Origin of the sequence: Paenibacillus sp. FSL L8-0333, assembly GCF_037965665.1 — a bacterium.
GTDB lineage: Bacteria > Bacillota > Bacilli > Paenibacillales > Paenibacillaceae > Paenibacillus_AQ > Paenibacillus_AQ odorifer.
This window is the reverse complement of record NZ_CP150186.1, coordinates 5,976,708-5,988,752: the sequence shown is the minus strand read 5'-3', so window position 1 is coordinate 5,988,752 and position 12,045 is coordinate 5,976,708. Positions and strand designations below refer to the sequence as shown.

Annotated in this window: 12 protein-coding genes; 8 read left to right on the top strand and 4 right to left on the bottom strand. The window is 45.7% G+C overall.

The window, feature by feature from the left end; all coding sequences use genetic code 11:
* Positions 1-140: 140 nt before the first annotated feature.
* The 3 genes from NYE72_RS26670 to NYE72_RS26660 form a co-directional block, all read right to left on the bottom strand.
* Positions 141-473: a DUF5665 domain-containing protein gene (locus tag NYE72_RS26670; RefSeq protein WP_036680215.1), complete on the bottom strand. Its 333-nt coding sequence runs from the start codon at positions 471-473 to the stop codon at positions 141-143.
* Positions 474-621: 148 nt separating this feature from the next.
* Positions 622-1,119, bottom strand: coding sequence for a YtxH domain-containing protein (locus NYE72_RS26665; RefSeq protein ID WP_038573324.1), 498 nt, complete (start codon positions 1,117-1,119; stop codon positions 622-624).
* Between the two features lie 253 nt (positions 1,120-1,372).
* Positions 1,373-3,133 carry a glycoside hydrolase family 13 protein gene (locus NYE72_RS26660; protein ID WP_076100639.1) on the bottom strand — a complete coding sequence of 587 codons (1,761 nt, stop codon included), beginning with the start codon at positions 3,131-3,133 and terminating at the stop codon, positions 1,373-1,375.
* A 453-nt stretch (positions 3,134-3,586) separates the two neighbouring features.
* Here NYE72_RS26660 and NYE72_RS26655 point away from each other — a divergent pair, with 453 nt between their 5' ends.
* The 4 genes from NYE72_RS26655 (at position 3,587) to NYE72_RS26640 (ending at position 8,405) form a co-directional block, all read left to right on the top strand.
* The gene (locus NYE72_RS26655; protein ID WP_076179349.1) at positions 3,587-4,933 is read left to right on the top strand and encodes a maltose ABC transporter substrate-binding protein; all 1,347 of its coding nucleotides are present in this window, start codon (positions 3,587-3,589) and stop codon (positions 4,931-4,933) included.
* A gap of 18 nt (positions 4,934-4,951) precedes the next feature.
* Positions 4,952-6,259 carry a sugar ABC transporter permease gene (locus NYE72_RS26650; protein WP_076100632.1) on the top strand — a complete coding sequence of 436 codons (1,308 nt, stop codon included), beginning with the start codon at positions 4,952-4,954 and terminating at the stop codon, positions 6,257-6,259.
* Complete coding sequence (locus tag NYE72_RS26645; RefSeq protein ID WP_036680210.1) at positions 6,256-7,092, top strand: sugar ABC transporter permease; 837 nt, start codon at positions 6,256-6,258, stop codon at positions 7,090-7,092. The genes NYE72_RS26650 and NYE72_RS26645 overlap by 4 nt, the downstream gene beginning before the upstream one ends.
* A 308-nt stretch (positions 7,093-7,400) precedes the next feature.
* Positions 7,401-8,405, top strand: a complete 1,005-nt coding sequence (locus tag NYE72_RS26640) for an asparaginase (protein WP_036680204.1) — start codon at positions 7,401-7,403, stop codon at positions 8,403-8,405.
* Between the two features lie 130 nt (positions 8,406-8,535).
* On the opposite strand, the gene NYE72_RS26635 is transcribed toward NYE72_RS26640, so the two are convergent.
* Positions 8,536-8,760, bottom strand: coding sequence for a DUF1128 domain-containing protein (locus tag NYE72_RS26635; RefSeq protein WP_036680203.1), 225 nt, complete (start codon positions 8,758-8,760; stop codon positions 8,536-8,538).
* A gap of 144 nt (positions 8,761-8,904) precedes the next feature.
* Between NYE72_RS26635 and yyaC the strand changes: the two genes are divergently transcribed.
* From yyaC to NYE72_RS26615, 4 genes are all read left to right on the top strand, one after another.
* The gene (gene yyaC / locus NYE72_RS26630; protein WP_249267773.1) at positions 8,905-9,429 is read left to right on the top strand and encodes a spore protease YyaC; all 525 of its coding nucleotides are present in this window, start codon (positions 8,905-8,907) and stop codon (positions 9,427-9,429) included.
* 108 nt (positions 9,430-9,537) lie between these two features.
* Positions 9,538-10,344, top strand: a complete 807-nt coding sequence (locus NYE72_RS26625) for an alpha/beta hydrolase (RefSeq protein WP_036680199.1) — start codon at positions 9,538-9,540, stop codon at positions 10,342-10,344.
* A gap of 194 nt (positions 10,345-10,538) precedes the next feature.
* A complete protein-coding gene (locus NYE72_RS26620; RefSeq protein ID WP_036680197.1) occupies positions 10,539-11,210 on the top strand; it encodes a DUF6483 family protein in 672 nt (223 codons plus the stop codon).
* Positions 11,168-12,028, top strand: coding sequence for a PhzF family phenazine biosynthesis protein (locus NYE72_RS26615; protein ID WP_256717908.1), 861 nt, complete (start codon positions 11,168-11,170; stop codon positions 12,026-12,028). Before NYE72_RS26620 ends, NYE72_RS26615 begins: the two co-directional genes overlap by 43 nt.
* The last annotated feature ends 17 nt before the right edge of the window (positions 12,029-12,045 follow it).

The window sequence follows — 12,045 nt, the reverse complement described above, 5'->3', positions numbered from 1 at the left end:
CCGCTGACTGGAGACCCGCATGTCCTTTATTTGTATACTATTGTAGACTTATTCCCCCGCTTGTCCGTCCAACCTAGAGGATTAGACGGACAAGCGGGGGAAGCGGTCGATAGTTGGGGAATAGATCGATAGTCTTGCGGTTAGCTATTAGCATCAATGTATTTTTTAATTTCGCCAAGATACTCTCCGATTACTGGAACATTAAGAAAAAGACTAAGAATGTAGCCTAATAAACCAAGGACTACAAATGTTCCGAGAGATAGTCCAAGTCCCCGAGATATACCGGCCATCAGGTTTGTGATGATTCTTTTTTTCGGATCTGAATAGTTGTCGAGAATGTCCTTGAATTCTGATTTTTCCAGTGAGTGAGCGATCTTATCAAGACGACTGTTTAAGCGTTTCACTTCATGTCGCAACTCGAAAGGATGTTCATCAATTTCATAAGGTTTTGTTTGGTTATTTGAATCTGCCATGCGCCATCCCTGCTTTCTATAGCCCTAACGGGCATTAATTGAATGTCTAGTTGTATCTGCTGATGTGAATAAAGGTATAACTAAACAACAGCCAGCTGCGGTCAGCTGGCTGTTGTTTGTTAAAGTGATAGCTGTATGATGCCGCAGATTAGTAATTGGATTTATAGGAGGATTTTACATCCTCTTTCGCATCCTTAGCCTGATTGGCAACCTCTTTAGAGGATGCTTTGGCTTCATCAGCTACGTCTTTAGAGGCGTCTTTAACATCCGAGCTTACATTGCTTGAGGCTTCACTTACAGTGTCACCAATTTTACTTCCAGCCTCTTGAAGAGTGGCGGCAATCTGTTGTTTGCTGTCACTGACAGTGGTATAGATATCAGAGGCTTTATCTGATACCGTACTAGCCAAATCGGTTGCTTTTTCGCCAACTGTTGTCGCAATAGCTTTGGTTTTGTCAGTTACGGCACCAGCAACTTCTTTGGTCTTGTCTGTAGCTAGAGAAAGTTTATCTGACAGATCACTGCGCATTTCACGGCCAGGCTTTGGTGCAAATAGCAGGGCTGCTGCGGCACCAATTAAGCTACCAATAAAGATACCTTTTAATAAGCTGCTTCCGTTCTCTACTTCATGTTCTACGTTACTCATCACCAATCACTCCTTATAATTTATCTTACTTCGTATATAAACTTTGGCGTATGGGCTGAAACAGTTGAAGAGCAAGGGGGAGATTACGGGAGGTTAAGGGAGGATACGGTAACCTAGATGGCTTTAGGTCATATAAACCGCGTTTTTGAGACTTTATCAACATTTGTTTATGCGCAAAAAGAAGGGCGAAGACAGGCTGTGATATGCAGCATATGTCTCCATCCTTCTACGATTGAATTTAGAATGTTACGGATTAATCATTAACGGCTTGGAGTACCGCATAGCCGAATTCAGGCAGATTCAGATACAGCTGGGATGTGGAGGATTCAGTCCGCTTCTGCGTCTTTAGGTTTACCCATATCATGTCTGCCCCGGTTACAGGAATGATGACATCGGCCATAACATCTTCATTATTCAATACGATTATGAATCGGCTTTGTTTGTCCCACCGCTCATATACAAGCAGCTTTGGATAACCCGGAATCTCCAGCGCTTTAAATCCACTGCTCCGGAATGCGGGATGAGATTTACGAAGGCTGATCGTCCAGCGATAGTATTCGAGCAATTCTTGATTCTGTTTCTGGGAGTCCCACTCCATGCATTTTCGGTTGTCCGGGTCGTATCCGCCATCCATGCCGATTTCATCGCCATAATAAATACAGGGTGCTCCCTGAAAGGTCATCTGGAACAAAACGGCCAGCTTTAACTTCCTGATGTCACCGCCACAAAGTGTCAGGAAACGAACTGTATCATGGCTGTCTAGCAGATTAAAGGCGGCTTCCGTAATTTGTTGCGGATAATTCGCTAGCATAGTAGCAACCAACTGAGAGAATTGTGCAGCATTGATCTGTCCGTGGGCGAAAAAATTAATTTGAATATTCGTTAGCGGGTAATTCATAACGGCGTCAAACTGATCGCCAAGCAGCCACGGCAAGGAATCATGCATGATTTCTCCTACGAGATAGGCCTCTGGATTAACGCTTTTGATCGTACTGCGGAATTGCCGCCAGAACGAATGTGAGACTTCATTTGCGACATCAAGCCGCCAGCCGTCTATACCGATTTCCTCGATCCAATAGCGGCCTGCATTCAGTAGATATTCTATGACTTCAGGATTCTCAGTGTTGAATTTAGGCATGATAGGCTCGAATGCAAATGTGTCATAGGTGGGAATTCCGTCGATGACCTGTGGCGGCCACTCGCGTACATGGAACCAATCGGCATAACGCGAAGATTGCCCGTTCGCGAGCAGATCAACAAACGGCGGGAAGGTATGGCCGCAATGATTAAAGACACCGTCCAGGATGACACGGATGCCTTTGGAATGACAGGAGTCCACAAACTCTTTCAGCAATGTGTTGGTGCCAAAATGAGGATCGACCAAGTAATAATCTTCTGTATCGTATTTATGATTGGTGGTTGCCGCAAATAGAGGATTAAAATATATAGCATTGATGCCCAATTCACAGAGATAATCCAAATGATCTAGTACACCCTGCAAGTCTCCTCCGAAGAAATTCCGAGGACTCGGTGTGCCGCCCCATTCGAGTACATCTGTCGGATCGTTGGTGGGATCACCATTCGCGAAACGCTCCGGGAATATTTGATAAAATACTGCATCTTTCACCCAAGATGGAGGGGAGTGCACATCTTCACGATTCAAAAATGGAAAGTCGAACAGACCCTCATATACAACAGCAGGTGGCTCTGGATAAAATCCTTTTTCCAAAAAATAAAGGACTTCGTCTTTGTTATAAAGCGCAAAGTAATACGCGAGTCTGCGGTAAACAGGACGGACGGAGGCTTGCCAGTAATCGAACAAGCCGTCAGAAGCGAGGCGCTGCATTGGAATGACCTCATGCGTTTTGTCCCAGCCAAATTTATCTCCACAGAAAAGGTCGATCTGTGATACGTTGTCCCGCTTAGTTCTTAGGCGAATATGAAGTGTAGACTCATCGTAGGCATATGACCAATTTTGTCCCATACGGTGATAAACGGCTTCCGGTTGAATCATACTCATTTTCCATCCCTTCGGGCATGTAAACGCAAAAAAGGGCCAACCTCATGATTTTCAGAGGTTGAACCCTTGGCGGTTTCATTGCCTTTAAATTTGTCTGCATCTTACCATAACCCTCAAGAGCAAAGCAAGAGGTTATTTCACAATAATTTACAATATGGAATATTTAGTATGTGGTAGGAATAAAGAGAAAATAAGAGAAAAGATAAGATAAACTTTGTTAAACCGTCTTGTTTGGACTTATACCCTGATTGCAATCAAAATTATGGATATTATAGAATGAGGGCGAACGAACTTGATTTTTCATAACACGCATTCAAATTAAAGGCACTGTTACCTGCAAAGGTACAACCTCGGCACTTTGTGCAAATGAGGTTGTACCTTTTTTTATATGCTTTTTTTCAATGCGGGTTAGGTTTAATCACTCATGATCGAAGGGGAGATGAGCAAATGAAGAAGAGTAAACGTTCCAAAATGCAAGCGGTAACATTTAGTTTAGTCCTATGCCTGCTGTTAACTTTGACGGTCACCGCATGCGGTTCTGGCAATGGGAACTCCGCATCAAAGCCGAATTCGAGTCCGAATTCCGCAGTGAACGAGCCGGGGGGAACCACAAATGAGACAAATACCGAAGAGAAAACCACTGATGAGGAAATGAAGCCAGAAGCAGGGGCCAAACTTATGGTCTGGGAAGCCAAGGAGCAGCTTGAATACATGAAGCAGGTAGCTGCTGATTTCGAAAAAGAATATGGTGTTCCCGTCACGGTTGAGGAAATGGCGGGTGGCGATCAAGGCGCAAGACTGGCGACGGATGGTCCGTCTAAACTTGCTGCAGATGTGTTGACTCTGCCCCATGACCAGATCGGGCAAGCCGTAAAAGCAGGGCTGCTTTTGCCAAACGATGTTTTTGAGGAAGAAACCAAATCAACGATGGTGGCAACAGCCGTTCAGGCATCGTCTTATGATGGCATTCTTTACGGTTATCCTAAATCGGTGGAAACCTATGCGCTGTTCTACAACAAGGACCTGATTCCTGACGCTCCTAAAACGTGGGATGATGTGATTGCTTTTGCAGATACGTACAACAATCCGAAGGAAAACAAATTCGCAATCATGTGGGAATTCGTCGGATATTACAGCTATCCGTTTATTGGCAGCTTCGGCGGATATATTTACGGAGACAACAATACGAATTTCAAGGATATTGGATTGAACAATGAGGGCACTATCAAAGGATTTACGTTTCTGCAGAGCCTCAAAAAAATTCTGCCTTTGAATGCAGGAGATATCACTTATGACGTGAAAACCCAATTATTCCAAGAAGGTAAGCTGGCGATGAATATCGATGGGCCATGGTCCATAGCGGCGTTTAAGGAAAATGTTAACCTGGGTGTGGCTCCTCTTCCAAAGGGACCTGACGGTCAAGACAGTCTTTCTTTCTCCGGTGTCAAATCGTATTATGTTAACTCATATACGGAATATCCGGTCGCAGGCCGTTTGTTCGCACATTTTGCAAGCAACAAGGAGAACCAGCTTAAGAACTTTGAGATGACGGGAGCGATTCCTGCGAGTATAGAGGCTGGAGAAGCGCCGGAAATCAAAGATGACCCTATTATTGGCGGATTCTTCGAGCAATTCCAAAATTCCGTTCCAATGCCTTCCGTTTCAGAAATCAAATCCGTCTGGGAACCCCTAAAAGCAGCGTTTGTGTCCCTGTGGAACGACTCGAATCTTGATGTTAAACAGACGCTGGATAAGACTGTAACCACGATTCAGGCCGATCTGGAGTCGAAGTAAAGGGCAGGTGATTTAACCATGAGGAAAAAAACAGGCGCAGCGTTACTCTCGGCTATTATTCCGGGACTGGGCCAGTTCTACAACCGGCAGTGGCTGAAAGGATTGGTATTCCTGCTGGTGGGGTCTGCTGGAATCTTCTATATTGCTAATGATCTGATGGGACATTTGCATGGCTTAATTACGCTTGGGGAATTTCCAAGCCGTATGGTCAAGGTAGGCAAATTAACCCGGATGGTGGAAGGCGACCACTCCATTTTTATGATGATCAATGGGCTAATGGCATTGCTGGCGCTGCTCTTTTATACAGCTTTTCATTTACTGAACATCAGAGATGCATTCCTAGTTGGAGCTGCACGGGACCGGAAAGAGCCCATTCATTCATTCGCTGAATCGCTCAGAGCTATGGGGCGGAGGAATTTTGCCTATCTTGTCCTCGCGATTCCCTTTGTGGCTGTGGTTTTTCTGACGATATTACCACTTGTTTTTTCGGTGCTACTGGCGTTTACGAACTATGCCGACCCGATTTTACCGCCAGCACATCTGGTAGACTGGGTGGGTTTCGGTAATTTTAATAAAATGCTTAGTCTGGATGTCTGGAGTTCCACCTTCGGTGGAGTGCTGACTTGGACCTTGATCTGGGCGGTTATTGCTACTGCGACGACTTACATTGGAGGTGTGCTCATTGCAGTACTTATTCACCAGCCCCGTGTCCGTTGCAAAAAGCTTTGGCGCACACTTCTGATCGTTCCGTTCGCTATTCCCAATATGATTTCTCTGCTCGTCATGCGCAATATGTTCAATAATCAATTCGGACCGATCAATAGTTATTTAAGAGCCTTGGGACTGGAGGGTGTGGCCTGGCTAACCAATCCTTTCTGGGCTAAGGTCACTGTAATTCTGGCTAATATGTGGATCGGCATTCCGGTGACCATGATTCTGGCCTTCGGGGTGCTGACAACAATTCCGAAGGATATGTATGAAGCGGCAGAAGTAGACGGTGCTGGGTCATTTTATAAATTCCGCATGATTACGCTGCCCATGGTATTGTTCGCAACCGCACCTATCCTGATTATGCAGTTTGCCGGCAACATTAACAGCTTTAATGTCATTTATCTAATGACTAACGGAGAACCGGTTAATCCCAACTACCAGTACGCGGGCCACACTGACTTGCTGGTGACTTGGCTTTATAAACTGGCGCTGAACCAGTCGCAGTATAGCTTTGCTTCTGTCATCGGGATTGTCATCTTCCTGATGGTCGCGACATTCTCCATCTGGAGCTACCGGCGGACGCGATCCTTTAAAGAGGAGGATATGATTGCATGAAGCTAAGACTGACGGAAGCGTTAAAAACGTTTGGAAGCCATTTATTGCTGATTGTGCTCAGTTTTATTAGTCTTTTCCCAGCCTTCTGGATTATTATGTCTTCGTTCAAAACAGGAAACAGTTTGTTCAGTGACTCATTGATTCCTAAGAATTTTACCTTTGTTCATTACAAGGAACTGTTTGAGCAAACTAAATATTTGTTATGGTTCATGAATACGCTAAAGATTGCGGCGTTGTCTACGCTGCTCGGCACCTTTTTGCTGCTGCTGACTTCGTACGCCATTTCTCGTTATCGATTTACGGGCAGAAAAACTACACTAACCGCGCTCCTAGTTCTGCAGATGTTTCCGGGATTTATGGCTATGATTGCAGTTTACGTGCTGCTGAACACACTTGGGCTACTGAATTCTCATTGGGCACTTGTGCTCGTATACAGTAGCGGCGCTATTATCACGAATGTTTTTGTGGCTAAAGGTTTTTTTGATACGATTCCTAAAAGCTTGGAAGATGCTGCGCGAATGGATGGGGCGAGCCATATGAAAGTATTCCTTTCTATCATGATCCCGTTATCTAAGCCGATGCTCACCTATGCCAGCCTTATGATTTTCAACGGCTGCTTTGTGGATTTTATATTCGCCGACCTTGTATTGCGCACGGAGGATACAAGAACGCTCGCCGTTGGGCTTTACCGGATGGTGAACCAGAGCAACTCAACCGAGTTTACGTTGTTCGCTGCCGGAGCGGTATTGGTCGCTCTCCCAGTCACGCTGCTGTTCATTTTCCTACAGCGTTTCTTGGTGGATGGCCTTACCGCAGGTGCAAGCAAAGGATAAGGCGAACTGCGCTACCCTTGTGAAGCTACGCTGAATTCGATAAAAACCGCTTTCTACTCAGAGATCAAGGTTCTGAGAAGGAAGCGGTTTTTTATATTTTATCCGGTTTCTATAATCTTCTTGGTGTGGACAGGATTGAAGAATAATGAAAATAGGAGTAGAATTCCTCATGGAACCAACACTTAAGGGAGTTTGTGGAGTACTCAAAAATCCCCGGAGCACGGGGTTATTTTCTAGCATTTATTAAATGTGAATACTAATAAGTCCTTGTGAGTTATAGAGCATCTAGAGAAAAGAGGAGAGATATTTTGGAAACCGTATTAGTACGAGAGTATCGGGCGGATTTGCTGGAATGTGTCCATAGTGGGCATATTGCCATCGTAGGAGAGAATGGAAATTTAATGGGGTATGCAGGTGACCCGGAATTTGTATCGTTCACCCGTTCAGCTGCTAAACCCCTTCAGGCTATTCCAGGCGTACGTGGGGGGATCGTGGAGCATTACGGCTTTACTCCCGCAGAGGTTGCCCTGATGACCGCCTCTCATCGGGGAGAGAGCTACCATGTTGCTGCGCTAGAGAGCATATCCTCCAAGATTGGCATCGATGAGCAACAAATGATCTGTGCAACGAGTTACCCGCTGGATTATTCCAGCAGGGAGAACGCCATTCGTGGTGCGGGCAAAAGAAAGTTCTATCATAACTGTGCGGGCAAGCACATGGGCATCTTAGCTTACAGTAAGCTCAAAGGTTTGCCGCTTGAAGAATACTCACAGCCGGAGCAAACGGTGCAGCGTGAGATTATCGACACCATTGCTTATATGGCTGGTGTGGCCCCAGACAGCATCGGTTTAGGTACGGACGGATGTGGACTTCCGGTATTTGCTCTGCCTCTGACCGCCTTGGCGACAGCCTATTTGAAATTAGCCAATCCGGATTTGATTGCAGATGAAGCTACTCGCAAAGCGGTTACTACTATTACAACGGCAATGAATGCTTATCCGGAGATGGTTTCTGGATCTGGTCGCCTTGATTCTATTCTTTTGGAAGATGATAATATTATTGCTAAAGGTGGATTTAAGGGTGTGTATTGCTTCGGTTTACGCCGTGAGCGACTGGGGATTGCCTTCAAGATTCTGGATGGGTCGGAAGAAGAGTGGGGACTTATTGTACAGGGAATTTTAAACCAAATTGGTTATAGTCAGAAAAATACCTTGGAAAAGCTGCGCAATGCATTTTCAGGCGTGATTTACAATGACGGGGGTACACGAGTAGGCCATGCGGATACCGAGTTCAAGCTTAATTTCATAAAGTAGGATCATATAAAAAGAGCCCTTCGACTACGAATCCATCTTCTGGATACGCAGCGAAGGGCTTTTTTCTACGAGAAGCGGTGGTCATCTTTAAAGGACGGCAACATCGTTTCTTCTTGTATAGGGAGAACTATTATTTATGACGTAGACGGCCGAGTTCGGAGACGAGTGCTTCCACCTGAGAAATACTCAGTCTGTCGCTGCCCATGGCTACCTCATATACATCATAGATATCTTCATAATGATCTACTGAAAAAGCGGAGGCTTGCATCGCCGCAGCACTGGCCATTTTTAATTTGTTTTTGATAGCCTCGATCATATACTCAACATTTTCCTGACTAGGCTTTGTTAAATCCATTAGGTTAAAACATCCTCTCTGTATACTGATTCATGTATTTTACCATGTTTGGCAGCTTGACCACCATTTTTTTGTCGGGTTCACTGAAATCATGTTAAATTAAAGGCATGAAATCAAAAAATATCATCGAAGGGAGCAAATGTATTGGCAATCAGAGAACAGGGAAGCGGAAAACGCATTAAAATGGACGATGCTGGACTGGTGTCCTTTTTCATGGAAATAGCTGCTCTGCATTCCGCCGAGGAAGTCACGTTTCTTTGTATCGGAACAGATCGATCTACAGGAGATGCACTCGGTCCGTTGACGGGCAGCAAACTTGTGGAACATGGCTTCCGACATGTAATCGGTACGTTGCCGTCTCCTTGCGATGCAGATAATTTGGTGGCCAGAGTGGCTGAGATTCCCTCCGGGCATATTGTAGTTGCGGTAGATGCTTGTCTGGGCCCTCCGATCGCGCTTGGATATTACTTCGTTTCGAGTGAGCCACTGCTGCCTGCACAATCGGTGGGGGCAAATCTTCCAGCCGTAGGTCACTATAGTTTGGCGGCCGTTGTAGATATGAATGGCCCGAAACCTTATCGGACGCTGCAGACTACTCCACTGCATAGAGTGATGGTTATGGCAGAACATATCGCTATAGCGGCAGCAAAAGGATTCGGACTCCAGTAGTACCCATTGGGCACTTAAAAATAAGCTGTCCGTTTCAAGGCGGGCTGTTTTGCTTAATAATAGATATTAGACACATTATCTTAGTATTCTAGAAAGAGGGAAGCAGCCATGGAAAGAGTTCGTTGTGACGGAAGCAATATATGCTACAGTGATCAGGGGAAAGGCGAAGTTATTGTATTGCTGCATGGCTTTTGTGGAAGCGCTGAATATTGGGAACAAGTCATTCCTGTCTTAAGCAGCGGCTACCGAGTGATTGCTCCCGATTTACGTGGTCACGGAGCTTCGGAAGCTCCACTAGGACCTTATAGTATTGAACAAATGGCAGATGATGTTCTGGGTCTGTTAGATTCGCTGGAGATTGCTGAATGCATCATGCTTGGTCATTCGCTTGGCGGATATATTACGCTATCGTTTGCTCAGCGTTATGCTTCTCGATTGAAAGGCTTTGGATTAATTCATTCTACTGCTTATCCAGATAGTGAAGAAGCTAAGGAAAAACGACTGAAGAGTGTCAGCGCGATTCAAAATGAAGGGATTACTCCTTTCGTAGACAGCTTCGTACCAGGCTTGTTTGCTGAAGCAACCGCTTCTGCATCCCCACAGCTGCTGGAGCGCGCTAAAGAAATCGGCTACAAAACGCCTCCACAAGGAGCAGCAGGAGCTGCACTGGCGATGCGTGAGCGTCCAGATCGACGGGATGTAATTACGGCCACTACGTTGCCGGTATTGCTTGTTGCTGGCGAGCAGGATGGATTGATTCCTGCTGAACGAACCTTTACTGCGGATAAGCCAAATGTAACGCAAGCAACGATATCGGGTGCAGGCCACATGAGTCTTTTTGAAGCTCCTGAACGGTTAGCCGAGATCATTAAGGATTTTGTCCAGGCTTCCGTTTTAGATAATAGCCGCGTATAAAAAATCTTCTACAAAGAGGCAGCACGGCGCCATTCTGGCGTGTGCTGCCTCTTTCTTTTAGGGCTATCTAATGATCTGGTATTCTCCTTAACTGGCATAGAATTCGGCAATGGTTTAAGATAAATCAATAGAATAATTTAAGTGGTATGAGTCCTGTAGTTTTTGCTACCACAGTACGGAAAAGGAGGATGTGCATGTTTCGAAGAGACTATATTGTCCGGATGATCGAAGATATGACGGCGATGGTTGCCAAGGTACTTACTCTGAAGCAGGAACGGAAGACGACAGAAGCTTTATGGGAAATCGATGAGCTGTTGAACCGGCATTTTCCGCTGAATTCACGTCTTTTAAATTCACTATCTGTAGAAGATATCATAGATATGTTTCGTTTTGGCGGTGTGGTTGAGTCCGATAAGCTTCAAGGTCTGGCCAAACTGCTGAAGGAAGAAGGCAGTATTTATGCCGCAAATGGCGATAAGGATGCAGCATTATTTAGAAGTATGAGAGCCTTACATTTATATTTGTACGCGGATCTTCACGGTGCAGACCGGGAGCTGCTGCATATGACTCAGGAAATGGATGAACTCTTGCAGGATGTGCAGGCCTATCGGCTCCCGGCTAAAACGGAGCGGCTACTGATGGAGTATATGGAGTCGGTAGGGCGATATAGTAAAGCGGAGGACAGCCTCTACCGGCTGTGGGAGCAGGGAGAAAATGTTGTAATAGAAGGGGATAAGCTATACAATCGACTGCTGCTCAAGTCATCTGCAGAATTGGAACAAGGTACTCTTCCTCTGGAGGAAGTAGAGCAGGGGTTAAAAGAGTGGGGCAGGATAACAGCGATACGAAAGGAATCAGGAACCTGATGAATACGATGAATATCCCTTTATATATTATCGATGCTTTTGCAGAACAGGCTTATTCAGGCAACCCTGCGGCGGTATGTTTACTGGAGCATCCCGTCGATCAAGGTTATATGCAGAAGACAGCAGCGGAAATGAACTTGTCAGAGACAGCTTTTCTCTGGCCAGAGGAAGATGGATATCGCCTGCGCTGGTTTACACCTAAAGTTGAGGTCAAGCTATGTGGTCATGGGACTCTAGCAAGTGCACATGTATTATGGGAGAGGGGACTGCTAGCTCCTGATATGGAAGCAAGGTTCTATACACGCAGTGGGTTGCTCAGAGCTTCTCGTTCAGGAGATTTGATCTCACTGTACTTCCCGCCTTATCAGCTTCAACCCTCTCCTGTAATTTCAGGTCTCGCAGCAGCGCTTGGTATTGCAGAAGCGAATGTGGTGGAAACTATGCGATATGCTGACAATGTGCTTGTACGACTGGATCAGGAAGCACGGGTTCGCGAACTCAGCCCTGACTTCGGAGCTTTATCCGGGCTTGAAGGGAGAGGCTTCGCGGTTACCGCAGAAAGCTCTATCGAAGGTATTGATTGTGTATCACGTTTTTTTGCGCCGAAGGTAGGAGTGAATGAGGATCCGGTAACAGGCTCAGCGCATACTGCACTGGCACCTTTTTGGGCGGATAGACTCAATCGTACGCAGTTGACCGCTTATCAAGCTTCGAAACGTGGAGGTTTGCTTCAGTTAGAGGTAAGTAAAGACCAGATTAAGATGTCTGGGCGAGCATTAACTATAGTTAGTGGAGAGCTGCATGTTAAGCCCTGCTAGAACAAGGAACGACCCTT